The sequence below is a fragment of the Pantoea sp. Z09 genome (assembly GCF_022394795.1).
Taxonomy (GTDB): domain Bacteria; phylum Pseudomonadota; class Gammaproteobacteria; order Enterobacterales; family Enterobacteriaceae; genus Pantoea; species Pantoea latae.
The window spans coordinates 939517-956844 of sequence record NZ_CP092373.1 but is presented as its reverse complement, the minus strand read 5'-3'; the positions used below and the strand labels follow the sequence as shown (position 1 = coordinate 956844).

The following is a 17328-nucleotide window of genomic DNA, read 5'->3' as shown; positions in this document are numbered from 1 at the left end:
ACGGCGCGCGCCGTCGCCAGATCCTTTACTTGAGCAGCAGGTTCGCCAGGGTGCGCACGCCGATACCGGTTGCGCCCGCCGACCACTGATCGACCGCGCCTTTGCGGTAGGTCGCCGAACAGTCGATGTGCAGCCAGCCCTCCTGATAGCGGGTGACAAAGTGCGACAGGAACGCCGCCGCGCTGCTGGCGCCCGCTGAATGCGCCGCGCTGGCAATATTGTTGAGATCGGCGAAATTAGACGGTAAGTGGCTGCGATGGAACTCCGCCAGCGGCAGACGCCAGAACGGCTCGTTCTCGCTGGTGGCGCTGCCCATCAGCGACTGCGCCAGCACGTCGTCGAAGGTGAAGAGCGCATGGTAGTCGTTGCCCAACGCGGTTTTCGCCGCGCCGGTCAGGGTCGCGGCGTCGATCAGCAGCGTCGGCTGCTGTTCGCTGGCGTCGATCAGGCCGTCGGCCAGCACCAGACGCCCTTCCGCATCGGTGTTCATCACTTCGACCGATTTGCCGTTGCGGTAGCGGATAATGTCGCCAAGGCGGAACGCGTTGCCGCTGATCATATTGTCGGCGCAGCAGAGGAACAGCTTCACGCGCTGCTTAAGGCCGCGCGCAATCGCCAGCGCCAGTGCGCCGGTTACGGTGGCCGCGCCGCCCATATCGGACTTCATCGAGTCCATAAAGGCGCTCTGCTTCAGGCTGTAGCCGCCGGTGTCGAAGGTAATGCCTTTACCCACCAGGCAGGCGAAAACCGGCGCGCTCTCGTCGCCGCTCGGGTTGTAGTCCAGCGCCAGCAGCACGGGCGGACGGCTGGAGCCGCGACCCACGGTGTGCAGGCCGAGATAGCCCTGCTCGCGCAGGTCGTCGCCGCGCGTGACGCGATAGCTGACCGCGTCGCCGCCCACTTCCCGGATCAGATCGATCGCGCTGTGCGCCAGATCTTCCGGGCCCAGCTCTTCGGCCGGCAGGTTAATGGTGTCGCGCACCCAGTCGATAATGCGCAGACGGCGGGAAAACTCCGCCTGATCCTGCTCGTTGAGCGTTGGCCACGCCACGTTGCGCTGCCCTTTCGGCCCGCGGTAGCCCTGCCAGAACGCCCAGCACGGCTCGAGATCCCAACCTTCACCGCTCAGTGCCACATGGCGAATGCCCTGCCCGTCGATTTTACGCGCCGCGCGCTGGATGGTATTGAGCTGATCCGCGCCGCTCAGGTGAATGGTGAGGCCGCTGTCGTTGCTGGTCAGAATCGCTTTTTCGCCCCAGCGCGCATCAGCGGGCTGGTGGCTCAGCGTAATGTTCATCGGTTGTGTTGTCATCGCGAAACTCCGTATGCGTAATAAGTGTCGTCCAGCCAGAAGCGCAGGCTTTAGCGGTTAAACGTCAGACCTGATAACAGATATTGTCGGGTGACGCCAGCGGATCCGGTGGAAGGCGCGCCGTTTGCGGCCCTCACCGGGCGACGGCGCGACTATTATCGTGCGGCGGACACGGGCGCGCGCAGGCGGGTCACCACCTTTTGCACCAGCGCAATCGCGTAGTCGATCTCTTCTTCCGTGGTGAAGCGGCCGAGAGAGAAGCGCAGCGAGCTGTGCGCCAGCGCCTCGTCCAGCCCGATGGCGCGCAGCACGTAAGAGGGTTCCATGCTGGCGGAGGTGCAGGCCGAACCCGATGAGAGCGCCAGGTCTTTTAACGCCATAATCAGCGATTCGCCGTCAACGCCTGCGAAACTGACATTAAGAATAGTGGGCGCGCTCTGCGCCAGATCGCCGTTGAGCTGCACGTTGTCCAGCGCGCTCAGCCCCTGCCACAGGCGGGCACGCAGCGTCGCCAGCCGCGCCATTTCGCTGTCGCGCGCCTCGCGGGCCAGGGCGAAGGCTTCGCCCATGCCGACGATTTGATGCACCGGCAGCGTGCCGGAGCGCATGCCGCGCTCGTGTCCGCCGCCGTGCATCTGCGCGTCAAGGGTGACTTTGGGTTTACGGCGCACGTAGAGCGCGCCGATGCCTTTCGGGCCGTAGAGCTTGTGGGCGGAGAACGACATCAGATCGACCTTGAGCGTGCTGAGATCGATCGGCAGCTTGCCGACGCTCTGCGTGGCGTCGACGTGGAAAAGAATCTCGCGCGCGCGACAGATTTCGCCGATGGCGGCGATATCCTGAATCACCCCGATTTCATTATTGACGTGCATCAGCGACACCAGCACGGTGTCGTCGCGTAGCGCCGCCTGCACCGCATCCGGCGTAATGATGCCGTTAGCGGGCGGTGCCAGACAGGTGACGCTAAAGCCTTCGCTCTCCAGCTGTTTGCAGCTGTCGAGCACCGCTTTATGTTCGGTCTGACTGGTAATGATATGGTTGCCGCGCGCGCGCTGGGCATGGGCGGCGCCTTTCAGGGCGAGGTTGTCGGATTCGGTGGCGCCGGAGGTGAAAATGATCTCTCGCGGGTCGGCGTTGACCAGCTCCGCGATCTGATTACGCGCAACGTCTACCGCCTCTTCCGCCTGCCAGCCGAAACGGTGCGAGCGTGAAGCCGGATTACCAAAGGTGCCATCCAGCGTCAGGAACTGCATCATTTTGCTGGCCACACGCGGATCGGCCGGCGTGGTGGCGGCATAATCCAGGTAAATCGGTAATTTCATTGCGCTAAAGCTCCGTATCGAAAATCATACGTCTTTATAGCAGATTCGGCCCTGACCGCGTTAGCAGTAAGGGCCGCAAAGCGGGGGATCAGGAGGCGCGGAGATTAACGTTGATTTCCTGAACGCGATTGTTCTGGAAGCGACGATTGTCCTGAGTATTCTGACGATCGGCCACGTCGAGGATCTCCTGGTTATTCACCAGTTCAGCCAGCGTGATGTTGTTGAGGAACTCGCTGATGCGCACGCTGAGATCGCGCCACAACACGTGCGTCAGGCAGCGTTCGCCGCCCTGGCAACCCTCTTTGCCCTGACACTTGGTGGCGTCGACCGACTCATCGACGGCGGTGATCACTTCACCCACCGCGATGGCGTTCGACGCTTTGCCCAGCAGGTAGCCGCCGCCTGGGCCGCGCACGCTGGCCACCAGGCCGTGCTTGCGCAGACGCGAGAATAACTGCTCCAGATAGGAGAGCGAAATGCCCTGACGCTCGGAAATATCAGCCAGCGGAACCGGCCCTTCATGGGAATGCAGGGCAACGTCCAGCATGGCGGTAACGGCGTAACGTCCTTTGGATGTCAGTCTCATAGCGTACTACCTCAATAGCGTCCGGTTATCGGAGGATTAGCAAAAGATAGCCGAAGTCTGACATTCCCGAGTGTTTTGGTCAACTATTTAACCTACTATTTTGCTCAACTATTTAACCCAGTAATTTACTCAACTACTCTTTCTCGCCTTTGCGCTTTTCAAACGAGGCGAGCATGCCGCGCAGGATATTCAGCTCGTCGCGCTCGGGACGGGCGCGCGTGTAGAGGCGACGCAGCTTGCTCATCACCTGGCCTGGATTGCCCTCGCGGATAAATCCGCTGTTGAGCATCATCTGCTCCATGTGGTGATAGAAGCGCTCCAGATCGTCCACCAGTGGATAGGGCGATTCAGCATATTCTGGCGCGGGCTGCGCCTTCTCCTGCGCCGTCAGCCATGCCATACGCACTTCATAGGCGATAATCTGCACCGCCATCGCCAGGTTGAGCGAGCTGTATTCCGGGTTGGCCTGAATGGCGACGTGATAGTGGCACTTTTGCAGCTCTTCGTTGGTCAGGCCGACGCGTTCGCGGCCAAACACCAGCGCCACCGGCGCCTGCTGGCCCTCTTCCACGCTTTTTACGCCGCATTCGCGCGCATCAAGCATCGGCCAGGGAAGCGAACGGGATCGGGCGCTGGTGCCGACCACCAGGCTGCAGCCGGCGATCGCCTCGTCAAGCGTATCGACGATCTGGGCGTCGCCGATAACGTCGCTGGCGCCCGCCGCCAGGGAGATCGCCTGCGAGTCAGGCTTGACCAGCGGGTTAACGAGATAGAGATTGCTCAGGCCCATGGTTTTCATGGCGCGGGCCACGGAGCCCATGTTGCCGGTGTGAGAGGTTTCCACCAGTACAATTCGAATGTTATGCAGCATAGATTGGCGTCAGTGAGGAAATGATGGGCAGCATGCTAACATAAGTCGAGACATTTAAAGAACGCGCTGCTATACTCCGCGCCGTTTTTCCTCGTTCTTTAACATCCAGTGAGAGATACCGATGCATCCGATGCTCAACATCGCCGTGCGCGCTGCGCGCAAGGCCGGCAACCTGATTGCCAAGAATTATGAAACCCCGGACGCGGTCGAAGCGAGCCAGAAAGGCAGCAACGACTTTGTTACCAATGTTGACCGTGATGCAGAACGACTGATTATCGAAGTGATTCGCAAATCATACCCGCAGCACTCTATCGTAACGGAAGAGAGTGGCGAACTGCCGGGCGATGATCAGGACATTCAATGGGTTATCGATCCGCTGGATGGCACCACCAATTTTATCAAACGCCTGCCGCATTTCTCTGTTTCTATCGCCGTACGCATCAAAGGCCGCACCGAAGTGGCCGTGGTGTACGATCCGATGCGCAACGAACTCTTTACCGCGGTTCGTGGTCAGGGCGCGCAGCTTAACGGCTATCGTCTGCGCGGCAGCACCGCGCGCGACCTCGACGGCACTATTCTCGCCACCGGCTTCCCGTTCAAGACCAAGCAGCACGCGCCTGCCTATATCAACCTGGTGGCGAAGCTGTTTACCCAGTGTGCTGATTTCCGCCGCACCGGCTCCGCCGCGCTGGATTTGGCCTATGTCGCCGCCGGCCGCGTCGACGGTTACTTTGAGATCGGCCTGAAGCCGTGGGATTTCGCCGCAGGCGAACTGCTGGTGCGCGAAGCGGGTGGTCTGGTGACGGACTTTACCGGCGGCCACGGTTATATGCACTCGGGCAACATCGTGGCGGGCAATCCGCGCGTGGTGAAATCGCTGCTCTCCAGCATGCGTGACGAGCTGAGCGAAGCGCTGAAGCGCTAAAATGAAAAAGGCGGCTTTTCAGCCGCCTTTTTATTAGCTAAATCTCAATCTTAACGACGTTCATGACTCAGCACCTGACGCGGCTGAGTACGACGACCTACGCGTCCCATCACCCCTGCCAGCACCGCTTCAATCAGCAGCATAAAGAAGGCGTACCAGCTCGCTTTCGCGGTTGCCGCCGCAGCCTGCTCCGCCGCTTCGCGCGCTTTCTGCTCTGCCTGCTGCTTCAGCTGTTGATACTGCTGCATCGCTTTCTGATAGCTCTGTTCGGTCTGGCTAACGATCTGCTCAACTTCCTGATCGCTCTTGCCGGTGCGCGCCTTGATAATATTTTTCAGCGCGTCGCGGTCAGCCGCCTGCAGCGTATCAGCATGACGATTCATCACGCCGCTAATCCAGTTGGTAATATCGGTATCAGCATTCTGCGGATTTTGCGCGGTGTTTTTCGCCTGGTTCTCTGCATTATTCGCTTCGTTGTTCGCATCCTGCTTTAAATTCTCCGGCTGCAACTCAGGTTTGCCGGTCTGGCGCAGGGTAGTCTGCAATTCATTTTGCAGATCGTCCAGATTGATATTATTTTCCTGTAGCTTCTGTTTGGCATAATCGGTAACCGTTGGCGCCGCGGCGGAAATACCGCTGCCCACCGCCTGGAAACCCGCGCCAATAATATTGAACGCGCCGCCAATCAGGCTGCTGGCTAAAGAGACCGCCAGCCAGATGGTGAATAAGGTGCTCAGGCCAAACATCAGCAGACCGTGCAGCGCGCCTTCACGCTGCGCCAGACGGCCCGCAAGGTAGCTACCCACTGCCATCGCGATTAACATGCTGACGCCGGTCCAGATCAGGGCGCCGGTGCCGAGATGCTGCAGCGGATTTTGTTCCTGCTGCGGATCGACCGTGGTGGCGCCGATGGCAGTGCCGAGCAGCGTCAGTAAAATATGGACAATCAGTGCGCCAATTACCCCAGCGAATACTGCGCTCCAGGAAATACGTTTTAACGGTAATCCCGCGTGCGTTTCAGTAATGGTTTCTGTTGTACCATTATTAATCCGGGTTTCGTGCATGGTAGTTCTCCTCGCAACAGACAACGTTAAATAATCAATATTATTAAAGGGACATAACATCCGGTTGTGTTATTTAGCGTAGACGAGAAAACTATTTTCACCACCATCCGCAGCAATATAGTGCGATTAGCGCAGCGCAAAGCATGTGATAAGCAAAGCGCGATAAAGCAAAGGCAAAAAATAATACTTTATCTGCTTCGCTTGCTATATCGTTCAGGCGAAAGCGCGCAGCCCGCCGCCGATGCCGGGCGCGGCGCTCTGCCATAACGCCAGGCCTGCCGCGATCAGCAGCGCGCTGCCGATCAGCGCCAGCAGAGGTATTGCCAGCGCCGCCGTGGAAGCCGCGCCGCTGTTTGCGCCCAGCCGCTGCGCCAGCGCCCGCGAACGCTGCACCAGCAGGCCGATAGCCGAAATGGTCAGCGCCGTGCCCAGCGCCATCGCCACAGCCGACAACACGCCCCACAGATAGACACCGATAACGCGCGAAAAGAGCAGCATCATGATGGCGCCCGAACAGGGACGCAGCCCCATCGATGCCACCAGCAGCAGCTGGGTTTTGACGCTGACCGCGCCGGCAACCTGCTGCGCGCTCGGCACATGGGCATGCCCACAGCCGCAGTGCGCGTCGTGCTGATGCGCGGCGCGCAGGCGATGGATTGTCACCGCCGCGCGCGGCCGCCGCTGGCGCCACAGGCGCTTTATTGCCCGGGTGCCGATCCACAGGCCCAGCCCTATCACCAGCAGATAACTGCCCTTCTCCAGCCAGTAGCTGCTCAGATGCAGCTGGCGCGAGGAGGTTTGTAATATCACCAGCATAAGCGTCACCAGCCCAATCGCCACGGCGCCTTGCAGCAGCGACGCCAGCAGCGTCAGCCTTAGCGTCGTCGTCAGACGCGCCGGATGCGTCGCGAGAAAGGTGGTGATGACCACTTTGCCGTGGCCCGGCCCCAGCGCATGCAGCACGCCGTAGGCCAGGCTGAACAGCATTAGCATCGCGCCTGCCTGACGGGGATCGGTTTTGACCTGTTGCAGCAGCTGAGTCATCTGCTGATGCAGCCCTTTCTGCCAGATAACGCTTTGCAGCAGGATCTGCGGCCAGTGCTGCCACAGCGCAAAGGCGGCCCCCGCCAGCGCCACGGCCAGCAGCGCCAGCGGCCAGACGCGCCGCGCGCGGGAGGCGGAAAGCGTTAGCGACATGTCAGCGTCACCTTTTGCGCGAACTGTCGTCCCAGGTCCATCTGCTCGGGCGGCGCGTCGGCCTTGTCCAGCGACAGCGCGTACTGCTTCAGGTTATCGTCCGGCTTCGGCGTTTGCAGAGCAAGCTGACAGCGCGCCTGTAGCGCTTTCGGCAGGCTGAGCGCGCCGGCGTTCTCATAGGTCATATCGACGAAATAGGTGGGATCGAAGGTCAGGATCTCGAAACGCTGGCCTGCGAACGGCGGCGGTTCCGCCAGCGGCAAGGTAAATTCCAGCACCGCTTTGTTGCCGCTGCGCGACAGGCCGTAGCTGGTCGGCAAATTAAGGAATTTGACGCGCTGGCCGTTGTGCCACACTTCGGAAAAGTAGTGCTGGCCCAGCACGTTCGCCATCACCTCTGCCGCCAGCTTTTTCCACGCCTCGCTGCCCGGCTTCGCGTCGCCCGCGTCATAGAGCAGATCGGCTGAGGTGATTTCGTCCATTGTCCAGCTCATTTTTAGTCCGGTAAGGGTTTCGTCGTTGGCAAGCAGTTCGGTTTTCATGTCGATAAAGCTGTGCGGATGGGCGGAGCTGGCCACGCTCATCAGCAGCAGCAGCGTTAAAAGAAGGCCTCTCATAATGTTATAAAGTTACATTCCTCGTTGAAAGCGCATATAAGTAACAAAAAATTGTGACCCGTGCTGAAGCATTGCAGAAAAAACCAGACCAGAGCCGCGGGCTTTTTCGCCATTGGCTATTCTTAGCGCAATACCGGACCGCTGGAATCTAGACTGATGAGTTCTGCTCCCTCTTCGGCACCACTCTTCACCCGATCACAGCGCCGTTGCCATTTGCTGCTGCTGTTATATCTTCCCACGCCCGCGCTCACGCTTGAAAAACTCTGTCAGTTGAATGGGGTTGACGCTGCTGTCGCCCGACAGGATATCGAAGATGTCGGGGAGGAGATACAGCGCTATCACCAGCTTGAACTGCATCAGATGGTGGACGGCAGCTTTCGTATTCACGGCACCGAGCTGGATCGGCGACTCTGCCTGCTGCACTGGCTGCGGCGCGGGCTGCGTTTGTCGGAATCTTTCGTACGCGACCATTTTGCTGCGCCGCTGCGGCAGCGGCTCAAAGTGATGAAAATTGAGAAGGCGCTCTACGACGAGATCAACCTGCAGGCGCTGATCCAGCACTGCAGCCTGAAGCTGTCGCGCGACTTCAGCGCGCGCGATCGCCTGTTTCTGCAAATCTTTATGAAGTACGGTCTGATGCAGCGCCAGCCCGCCCTGTTTAACGCGCGCCAGCTCGCCTGGCTACAGGAAAAATATGAGCGCGAGGCGGCGATGGATGTGATTCTTCACTGGCAAAAGCGCTGCCATCTGGCGCCGCATATCAGCGAGGCGGACTTCTGGACGCTGCTGTTCAGCCTGATCCACGCGCCGGGCCCCGACACGCTGCATCATCCCACCAGCCAGCGTCTGATGCAGGCGACGCAGCGGCTTATTGCCGCGTTCGAACAGCTTGCGGCGCTGCGCTTCGCTGAACCTCAGGAGCTGACGGAGCAGCTCTATACCCATCTGGCGCAGGCGCTCGACCGCTCTCATTTCGGTATCGGCATTGATAACAGCGTGGCGCTGGAGGTGACGAAGCTCTATCCGCGCCTGCTGCGCACCACGCAGCAGGCGCTGACCGATTTTGAGGCCCATTACAATCTGCGTTTCAGTCAGGAAGAGGTGAGCCTGATTGCGGTGATCTTCGGCGCCTGGCTGATGCAGGAGAGCGCGCTGCAGGAGAAGCAGGTGCTGCTGCTGACCGGCGACGATCCCTGCCTTGAACAGCAGCTAGAGCAGCAGATCCGCGAAATCTCCCTGCTGCCGATTAATATCAAGTATCAGGATATGGCGGACTTCCAGCGCGACGGCGCGCCGCGCGAGATTGCGCTGGTGATCTCCCCTTACGCAACCTCGCTGCCGCTCTATTCACCGCCGCTGATCCACGCCGAGCTGCCGCTGAGCGAACATCAGCAGCAGCGTATTCGGGCGCTGCTGGAAGCTTAAGCCGCGCGCGGACGCAAAAAGAGCGCCGGCAGCGCCACCAGCGCCATCAGCCAGAAAAGGTGGCCCTGCAGCGGGGTAAACAGCACGCCGCAGATCATGGTCATCACCGCGATGCCGCCGCCCATCGCCAGCGCCGAGTAGATCGACTGCAGACGAATCACGTCTGGTCCGCTGCGCGCGGCGATAAAGCGCATCGCCGCCAGATGGCAGACGGTAAAGCTGCCGCAGTGCAGGATCTGTCCCACAATCAGCCAGGGCAGTTCCGTCGTCGCCCCCAGCAGCGACCAGCGCGCCAGCGCGCAGAGGCCGGAGAGCAGCAGCAGATCGCGCGCGCGCCAGCGACGGAACAGGCGATTGCTCAGAGCGAACACCACAATCTCCGCGACTACACCAAGCGACCAGAGATAGCCCACCACCGAAGAGGAGTAGCCGCTCTGCTGCCACCAGATGGCGCTGAAGCCGTAATAGGCGGCGTGCGCCCCCTGCAGCAGCGTGACGCACAGCATAAAGCGCCATACGCTGTTTTCACGCAGCAAATCGCGCCACGCCCGCCAGCCGCCGCCCGTCGCGTCGTGGCGCTCTTCCCCCTGCGGTTGGGTAAGCGGCGGCAACAGCATGCCGCCCAGCATCGCCAGCACGCCGACCGAGAGCAGCGCCAGGATCGCCTGCGACGACCAGTGATTCACCAGCAGCCCGGTCAGCGCCGAGCTGATGACGAACGCCAGCGAGCCCCACAGCCGCACCGGACCGTACTTCAGTCCAATCTGCTGCGTCCAGGTGGCGGCCAGCGCATCGCTGAGCGGCACCAGCGGCGAGAAGAAAAGATTGAAGCCCACCATCACCAGCAGCAGCCACAGCCACTGCTGCCCGACCCAGTAGCCAGCGGCAAACAGGCAGGTCATCAGCGCCAGCAGCCGCAGCGCGGTGATCAGCTGCGCCGGATGCTTCACCTGCGATGCGATCAGCAGGCTGCCCATAAAGCGCGCCACCATGCCGCAGCCGAGCAGCAACCCGATTTTTTCCGCGTCGAGTCCGATGCCCTTTAACCAGACGCCCCAAAACGGCAAATAGATGCCGTAGCAAAAAAAGTAAGTGAAATAGCCGAGACCGAGCCATTTTGCCGAGCCGATCGCCATTCTGCCTCCCGCAGTAACCGTCCATAATAAGAATTGCGCGCTACTTTAGCCTAAAAGCGGCAATAAAAAAGGATGGCCGAGGCCATCCTTTATCGCGGTCACACGCTAAATGCTCAGGCGTAAACCGGCAGACGCGCGCAGACGTCCAGCACTTTCTGCTTGATGCGTTCGATGGTCGCTTCGTCGTTAACGTTGTCCAGCACGTCGGCGATCCAGCCAGCCAGCTCGCGCACTTCCGCCTCTTTAAAGCCGCGACGGGTTACGGCAGGGGTCCCGATACGCACGCCAGAGGTGACGAACGGACTTTTCGGGTCGTTCGGCACGCTGTTTTTATTGACGGTAATATTGGCGCGGCCCAGCGCGGCATCCGCTTCTTTACCGGTCAGGTTTTTGCTTACCAGATCGATCAGGAACAGGTGGTTATGGGTACCGCCTGAGACGATGTCGTAGCCGCGCTCGATCAGCACTTCCACCATCGCTTTAGCGTTCTTCGCCACCTGCTGCTGGTAGGTTTTGAACTCCGGCTCCATCGCCTCTTTGAACGCCACCGCCTTACCGGCGATAACGTGCATCAGCGGACCGCCCTGCCCGCCCGGGAAGACGGCAGAGTTGAGTTTCTTGTAAAGATCTTCGTCGCCGCCTTTCGCCAGGATCAGGCCGCCGCGCGGACCCGCCAGGGTTTTATGGGTGGTCGAGGTGACGATGTGCGCATGCGGCACGGGCGTCGGATAGACGTCAGCGGCCACCAGGCCCGCCACGTGCGCCATATCGACGAACAGGTAAGCGCCGACGCTGTCAGCGATTTCACGCATTTTCGCCCAGTCGCAGACACCGGAATAGGCTGAGAAGCCGCCGACGATCATTTTCGGCTGATGGGTTTTCGCCAGTTCGGCCAGTTCGTTGTAGTCGATTTTGCCGCTCTCATCGATGCCGTAAGGCACGACGTTGTAAAGCTTGCCGGAGAGGTTGACCGGCGAACCGTGAGTCAGGTGACCGCCGTGCGCCAGGTTCATACCCAGGATGGTGTCGCCCGGCTGCAGCAGCGCGGTGTAGACGGCGAAGTTAGCCTGCGATCCGGAGTGCGGCTGCACGTTGGCGAAATCGGCGCCGAACAGCGCTTTCGCGCGATCGATGGCCAGCTGCTCAACGATGTCGACATATTCACAACCGCCGTAGTAGCGTTTTCCCGGATACCCTTCCGCGTATTTATTGGTGAGCTGCGAACCTTGCGCCTGCATTACACGTGGGCTGGTGTAGTTTTCAGAAGCAATCAGTTCAATGTGCTCTTCCTGACGCACTTTCTCTTGCTCCATCGCCTGCCACAACTCGGCATCATAATCGGCAATGTTCATTTCACGCTTTAACATCCGCATCTCCTGACTCAGCTAACTTTTTAACGGCGGTTTAGGCTCCCTTAAGGAGCAAAGGCCAACAGTGTAAACCGTTTTGCCAGGGGACGGTAGCGCCAATTCGCCCTGACACGCAAACGATTGGCTAGCCGCTGGCAAAGGTTTTTTACGCTTTTCCGCCTGCTGGCATTACCACGATTTTTCCTCAGGTTGTGACGCAGATTTTTTTAATTTGTACCTAAAGCTTGCCACCAAAACCCCCTGATTTCCCTGCGGGTTATTTACAAGCTTTGATGCGCGATCATAACATGTATTTAAAATACAACTTTAAGTAACTCGAGGATCCTCCCATGCTTGACGCACAAACCATCGCCACCGTGAAATCGACTCTTCCCGCTGTTGCCGCCGTCGGACCAAAACTGACCGCGCATTTTTATGACCGCATGCTGTCGCAGCATCCCGAACTGAAAAACGTGTTCAATATGAACAACCAGCGCAACGGCGATCAGCGCGAAGCGCTGTTTAACGCCATCTGCGCCTATGGGGCGAATCTCGATAATCTGGCGGCGCTGCTGCCGGCGGTAGAAAAAATCGCGCAGAAACACACCAGCCTGCTGATTAAGCCAGAGCAGTACGCCATCGTTGGCGAAAACCTGCTGGCGACGATTAAAGAGCTGCTGAATCCGGGCGAGGAAGTGCTGGCGGCATGGGGACGCGCCTATGGCGTGCTGGCGGATGTGTTTATCCAGCGTGAAGAGGCGATTTATCAGGAAACCGAACAACTGCAGGGCGGCTGGCGCGGCACGCGCGCCTTCCGCATTAGCGCCATCGAGGCGCAGAGCGCGGTGATTAAGAGCTTTACCCTGACGCCGGTGGATGGCGGCCTTGTCGCACCGTTTAAGCCAGGCCAGTATCTCACCGTGCAGCTGCATCCTGTGGAATTCGCCTTTCAGCAGAATCGCCAGTACTCTCTGACCCACACCAGCAACGGCAAAACCTACCGTATCGCGGTGAAGCGCGACGCGCAGGGCAGCGTTTCCGGCTGGCTGCATGACAAAGCGCAGGTGGGCGATGTGCTGGAGCTGACCGCGCCGCACGGCGACGTCTTTATGGATGTCACGACCGATACGCCAGTGGCGCTGATTTCGGCGGGCGTCGGCGTCACGCCGACGCTGGCGATGCTGCACGCGCTGGCCGAGCAGCAGCACGCCGCGCCGGTAACCTGGCTGCACGCCACGGAAAACGGCGCGCAGCACGCCTTTGCCGATGAAGTGGCGCAAACCGGCGCTCGCCTGCGCGATTTCAGTAAGCGCGTCTGGTATCGCGTGCCGGAAGCCGCTGACGCAGGCCGTTTCGACGCCGAAGGCACCCTGGATCTGGCCAGCGAATCCGCGCGGTTACAGGATGCGCGCACGCAGTTCTGGCTGTGCGGACCGGTGGGCTTTATGCAGTTTGTCGCCGGTCAGCTGCGCGACTCGGGCGTAGAGGCGTCACGCATTCACTATGAAGTGTTTGGGCCGCATAAAGGGCTGTAACCCTGAGTGTGAAAAAGGCCGCCTTATCAGGCGGCCTTTTACTGGCGGAGCCAGTATTAAATCGCTTCTTCGTCTTCTTCGCCGGTACGAATACGCACCACGCGCGATACGTCGAATACAAAAATCTTGCCGTCGCCGATTTTGCCGGTTTGCGCGGTTTTCATAATGGTTTCTACGCAGGTGTCGACGATATCGTCGCCCACCACCATCTCGATTTTCACCTTCGGCAGAAAGTCGACCATATACTCCGCGCCGCGATAAAGCTCGGTGTGCCCTTTCTGACGACCAAAGCCTTTTACTTCAGAGACCGTCATCCCGGTGATGCCGACTTCAGCCAGGGCTTCGCGCACATCGTCGAGTTTGAATGGTTTGATAATCGCATCAATCTTTTTCATGTCAGACCCTTTTCTCACTCCCTCCGTGGCCGGATGGGGTGCTGTAAGTATATACCCGCAACCTCAGGCTACCGGGACGCTCTCTGCTACGCGCCCTGCCCTCAGCGGCAACTTTAACGCTCTCGGGCGCTTCTCCGCGCCAGAAAGCTACTCTTTAAAATCGCTGGCGTCCAGTTCGTGTCGGGAGAGCAGCTTATAAAATTCGGTGCGATTGCGCCCGGCCAGGCGCGCGGCATGGGTGACGTTGCCTTTCGTCATCTGCAGCAGCTTACGCAGATAGTTAAGCTCAAACTGGTTGCGCGCCTCGACAAAGGTCGGCAACACGCTGCTTTCGCCGCTCAGCGCCTGCTCAACCAGCGCATCACTAATCACCGGCGATGAGGTAAGCGCCACGCACTGCTCAATCACGTTCACCAGCTGACGCACATTGCCCGGCCAGCCTGCCGACATCAGCCGCTTCATCGCATCCACCGAAAAGCTGCGCACAAAAGGCTTGTGGCGATCCGCCGCCTGCCGCAGCAGATGGCTGGCGAGCAGCGGAATATCCTCGCTGCGCTCGCACAGCGCGGGCAGCTTCAGATTAACCACGTTAAGACGATAAAAGAGATCCTCGCGAAACTCTTTCTTTTCCATCGCCTTCGGCAGATCGCGATGCGTGGCAGAGATGATGCGCACGTCGATATCGATATCGTGATTGCTGCCGAGCGGACGGATTTTGCGCTCCTGCAGCACGCGCAGCAGCTTCACCTGCAGCGACGGCGGCATATCGCCGATCTCGTCCAGAAACAGCGTGCCGCCCTCTGCTGCCTGAAACAGCCCTTCGCGCGCGCTGACCGCGCCGGTAAAGGCACCTCTGGCGTGGCCGAACAGCTCCGACTCCAGCAGCTGTTCCGGCAGCGCGCCGCAGTTAATGGCGACAAACGGCTTCGCCGCGCGCGGGCTGGCGGCGTGGATCGCCTGCGCCAGCACCTCTTTACCGCTGCCGCTCTGCCCGTTGATCAGCACGCTGACGTCGGACTGCGCCACCATATGCGCCTGCTCCAGCAGCCGCAGCATGACGGGACTGCGGGTGACGATCGCCTCGCGCCAGCGGTCGTCGCTGACCGGCGCGCGCTGCGCCAGCGCCTCGTCGATCGCTTTATAGAGCGCGTCGCGATCCACCGGCTTGGTGAGAAAGCTGAACACACCCTGCTGCGTGGCAGAGACGGCGTCAGGGATCGAGCCATGCGCCGTCAGAATAATCACCGGCAGGCCGGGATAGCGCTTCTGAATTTCGCCGAACAGTGCCAGCCCATCCATCTCATCCATACGCAAATCGCTGATCGCCAGATCGATCTTCTCTTTTTGCAGCAGACGCAGCGCTTCCGGGCCGCTGGCGGCGGTGCTCACCTGGTAGCCTTCGCTGCTGAGACGCATGCCCAGCAGTTTTAGCAGGCTGGGATCGTCATCCACCAGCAGCAAACGTGCGGATTGTCTCGGCATCAGGGCTCCTCATGTGACGACGTTTCCGGCGCGTGGCCGCTCTCCGTAACGTCCGGCGCTTTACGGGAAGAGAGCTGGCGTTCGATATCGGTCAGGCGTTCCAGCTTATGCTGGGTATCGTTCAGCGTCTGGCGCATCTGCGCCTGCTGCTGGCGCAGCGCATCGAGCTGCGCGTCGCTGCTCTGCTGCAGATGCGCGAAGCGCGAGCGGGTCTCGCTGAGATCGAGCTGCGCCACCTGATTGCTGCGCCACAGCTGGATCAGCGGACGCACCGCGCCGGGAAAGCGGCTGCTGTACTCATCCAGCGCCTCGACATAGTCGCGTCGCTCCAGCGGCGTCACGTTGCCGTTGGCCATTAAAATACCGTTCTTGAACGCGCGCGCCCAGCCTTCAACCGGCCAGCGATGCGCTTCGGCGCGCGCCTCGGCCGGCGACAGCCGCTCGGCGCAGTCGATGGCGCGCAGCCAGTAGAGCGGATTAGCGGTGGCCGCGGCGCTTTCATTGCGCCAGACGACAGCGCACTCCGTCGCCAGATAATCGGGCAGCCTGACCTCCGGCTCGGCGACGATGGCGTCGCGATGCGCGGATGACGCGGCCGGGGAGGCGCCGCAGCCGCTAAGCGACAGGCTCAACAGCGCCGTAAAAAGTGAGGCGAAGAGGATCTTCATCTGTCAGGAATTCCCGGCTGTGTGGTTCAGTATGATACGAAAACAAACGTCGGCGTCTTTGCTGTCGATCAGCAGCAGATCTCCCTGCATGCGACGCAGACAATCTTTAGCGATGCTCAGTCCCAGCCCGCTGCCTTTTACCGGCCCTTTGCGCTGCTGGCTGCCCTGAAAAAAGGGCTCAAATATCATCTCCCGTTCTTTCGCCGGGATCGGCGTACCGCTATTGGCGACCTCAATCCACACCTTGTCGCCCTGCTGCTGACTGCGCAGCCAGATGCTACCGGATTCAGCGCCGTAGTTCACGGCGTTCGAGTATAAGTTATCGATGGCGCGCATCAGCAGCATCGGCTCGGCAAGGCAGCGCGTCGCCGCCAGATCGCAGTGCACATGCATTAGCTTAGCGCGCGCCGGTAGCGCATGCGCGCTCACCACCATATCCACCAGCTCGACAATATCCACCGCCTCCAGCGTGGTCGGGCCTTCTGCCAGCTTACGGTTATACTCCAGCAGCTGTTCGATCAGCCGTTGCAGATGACGGCTGCTGCTGTCCAGGATCGCCACCACTTCTTTCTGCTCGCCGTTGAGCGAGCCCACTACTTCGTCCGCCAGCAGCTCGGTGCCTTCGCGCAGGCTGGCGAGCGGCGTTTTCAGCTCGTGCGACAGATGGCGCAGAAACTCATGGCGCTGCGTCTCCAGCCAGGCGAGCCGCTCGCTCAGCCAGACGATGCGCTGGCCAAGCGAACGCAGCTCGCGCGGGCCGCGAAACGCCACGCTTGCCCCCAGCTCGCGCCCTTCGCCAAGGCGGTTGATCATGCGCTCCACGCTTTTGACCGGCCCGATAATCATGCGGGTAAAAAGCAGCACCAGCGCCAGGCTGACGATAAACAGCGTCAGCGCCTGCCAGCCGAAAAACTGGCCGCGGTCGGCGATTTCGCGCTGTAATTGCAGCCCGCGCGCAAACACCACCTCGCGCGTTTCCTGCACCAGCTGCGCGTTAACGGCGGAAAAGCGCTCCAGCGCCTGCGAGGCAGCCGCCACAGGATTGCCGTTGTCGCACTGAAGATCGGCGAGCTGCGGCAGAGTGGCGCGCAGCGTCTGAAAAGCCGCCAGCGCGGGCAGGCTCGAGGCGTGAGAGTTAAGGATCTGGCTGTAGCGCGCGCGCTGGGTCTGGTAAAGGCGCGCCAGCGTGGCGTCGCCCAGCACGCAATATTGCCGGTAGCTGCGCTCCAGCTCCAGCGCGGTGCGCGCCATCGCTTCGCTGCGCCGCACGTCGGTAAAGGTATTGCGGTTGGTATCGGCGGCCTGGTCGCTCAGCGCCGACAGGCTTTCCCAGGCCTGCCACGCCAGCACCAGCAGCGGCAGCAGCACCAGCAAAAACGCCATCAGCACCAGCTGACGCAACGAACGGGGAAATAGACGCCATCTTCTCACGCGGTCGCTTCCT

Annotated in this window: 16 protein-coding genes; 3 read left to right on the top strand and 13 right to left on the bottom strand. The window is 60.4% G+C overall.

The window, feature by feature from the left end; all coding sequences use genetic code 11:
* Window positions 1–25: 25 nt before the first annotated feature.
* From pepB to trmJ, 4 genes are all read right to left on the bottom strand, one after another.
* Entirely contained in the window at window positions 26–1312 is a 1287-nt protein-coding gene (gene pepB, locus MC269_RS04585; RefSeq protein WP_239954191.1) for an aminopeptidase PepB, read from the bottom strand.
* 155 nt (window positions 1313–1467) lie between these two features.
* The gene (locus MC269_RS04580; protein WP_239954189.1) at window positions 1468–2634 is read right to left on the bottom strand and encodes an IscS subfamily cysteine desulfurase; all 1167 of its coding nucleotides are present in this window, start codon (window positions 2632–2634) and stop codon (window positions 1468–1470) included.
* Between the two features lie 88 nt (window positions 2635–2722).
* Window positions 2723–3220 carry a Fe-S cluster assembly transcriptional regulator IscR gene (iscR, locus tag MC269_RS04575; protein ID WP_081141475.1) on the bottom strand — a complete coding sequence of 166 codons (498 nt, stop codon included), beginning with the start codon at window positions 3218–3220 and terminating at the stop codon, window positions 2723–2725.
* A gap of 133 nt (window positions 3221–3353) precedes the next feature.
* Window positions 3354–4091, bottom strand: a complete 738-nt coding sequence (gene trmJ, locus MC269_RS04570) for a tRNA (cytosine(32)/uridine(32)-2'-O)-methyltransferase TrmJ (protein WP_081141473.1) — start codon at window positions 4089–4091, stop codon at window positions 3354–3356.
* 121 nt (window positions 4092–4212) lie between these two features.
* Here trmJ and suhB point away from each other — a divergent pair, with 121 nt between their 5' ends.
* Window positions 4213–5016 carry an inositol-1-monophosphatase gene (suhB, locus tag MC269_RS04565; protein WP_081141471.1) on the top strand — a complete coding sequence of 268 codons (804 nt, stop codon included), beginning with the start codon at window positions 4213–4215 and terminating at the stop codon, window positions 5014–5016.
* Window positions 5017–5066: 50 nt separating this feature from the next.
* Here the strand turns inward: suhB and MC269_RS04560 are convergent, their stop codons facing one another.
* From MC269_RS04560 to MC269_RS04550, 3 genes are all read right to left on the bottom strand, one after another.
* Entirely contained in the window at window positions 5067–6080 is a 1014-nt protein-coding gene (locus MC269_RS04560) for an MFS transporter (RefSeq protein WP_081141469.1), read from the bottom strand.
* Window positions 6081–6293: 213 nt separating this feature from the next.
* On the bottom strand, window positions 6294–7277 hold the full coding sequence (locus MC269_RS04555) for a nickel/cobalt transporter (RefSeq protein WP_239954187.1): 984 nt from the start codon (window positions 7275–7277) through the stop codon (window positions 6294–6296).
* Window positions 7268–7894, bottom strand: a complete 627-nt coding sequence (locus MC269_RS04550) for a DUF1007 family protein (protein ID WP_239954185.1) — start codon at window positions 7892–7894, stop codon at window positions 7268–7270. The genes MC269_RS04555 and MC269_RS04550 overlap by 10 nt, the downstream gene beginning before the upstream one ends.
* Window positions 7895–8050: 156 nt before the next feature.
* On the opposite strand from MC269_RS04550, the gene csiE reads away from it, so the two are divergent.
* Entirely contained in the window at window positions 8051–9319 is a 1269-nt protein-coding gene (gene csiE, locus MC269_RS04545; protein ID WP_239954183.1) for a stationary phase inducible protein CsiE, read from the top strand.
* Here csiE and MC269_RS04540 read toward each other — a convergent pair.
* Window positions 9316–10455, bottom strand: a complete 1140-nt coding sequence (locus tag MC269_RS04540) for a 3-phenylpropionate MFS transporter (protein WP_239954180.1) — start codon at window positions 10453–10455, stop codon at window positions 9316–9318. The two genes, csiE and MC269_RS04540, sit on opposite strands and share 4 nt — an antisense overlap.
* Window positions 10456–10568: 113 nt before the next feature.
* Window positions 10569–11822: a serine hydroxymethyltransferase gene (gene glyA / locus MC269_RS04535; protein ID WP_239954178.1), complete on the bottom strand. Its 1254-nt coding sequence runs from the start codon at window positions 11820–11822 to the stop codon at window positions 10569–10571.
* A 332-nt stretch (window positions 11823–12154) separates the two neighbouring features.
* Here glyA and hmpA point away from each other — a divergent pair, with 332 nt between their 5' ends.
* Window positions 12155–13339 (top strand): NO-inducible flavohemoprotein, encoded by a 1185-nt coding sequence (hmpA, locus tag MC269_RS04530; protein ID WP_239954177.1) that lies wholly within the window; start codon window positions 12155–12157, stop codon window positions 13337–13339.
* Window positions 13340–13395: 56 nt separating this feature from the next.
* On the opposite strand, the gene glnB is transcribed toward hmpA, so the two are convergent.
* From glnB to MC269_RS04510, 4 genes are all read right to left on the bottom strand, one after another.
* On the bottom strand, window positions 13396–13734 hold the full coding sequence (gene glnB / locus MC269_RS04525; RefSeq protein WP_033753971.1) for a nitrogen regulatory protein P-II: 339 nt from the start codon (window positions 13732–13734) through the stop codon (window positions 13396–13398).
* Window positions 13735–13881: 147 nt separating this feature from the next.
* A complete protein-coding gene (glrR, locus tag MC269_RS04520) occupies window positions 13882–15216 on the bottom strand; it encodes a two-component system response regulator GlrR (protein WP_371824357.1) in 1335 nt (444 codons plus the stop codon).
* Window positions 15216–15884 (bottom strand): two-component system QseEF-associated lipoprotein QseG, encoded by a 669-nt coding sequence (qseG, locus tag MC269_RS04515; RefSeq protein WP_081142335.1) that lies wholly within the window; start codon window positions 15882–15884, stop codon window positions 15216–15218. The genes glrR and qseG overlap by 1 nt, the downstream gene beginning before the upstream one ends.
* 3 nt (window positions 15885–15887) lie before the next feature.
* Entirely contained in the window at window positions 15888–17315 is a 1428-nt protein-coding gene (locus MC269_RS04510) for a cell wall metabolism sensor histidine kinase WalK (RefSeq protein WP_239954175.1), read from the bottom strand.
* Between the last annotated feature and the right edge of the window lie 13 nt (window positions 17316–17328).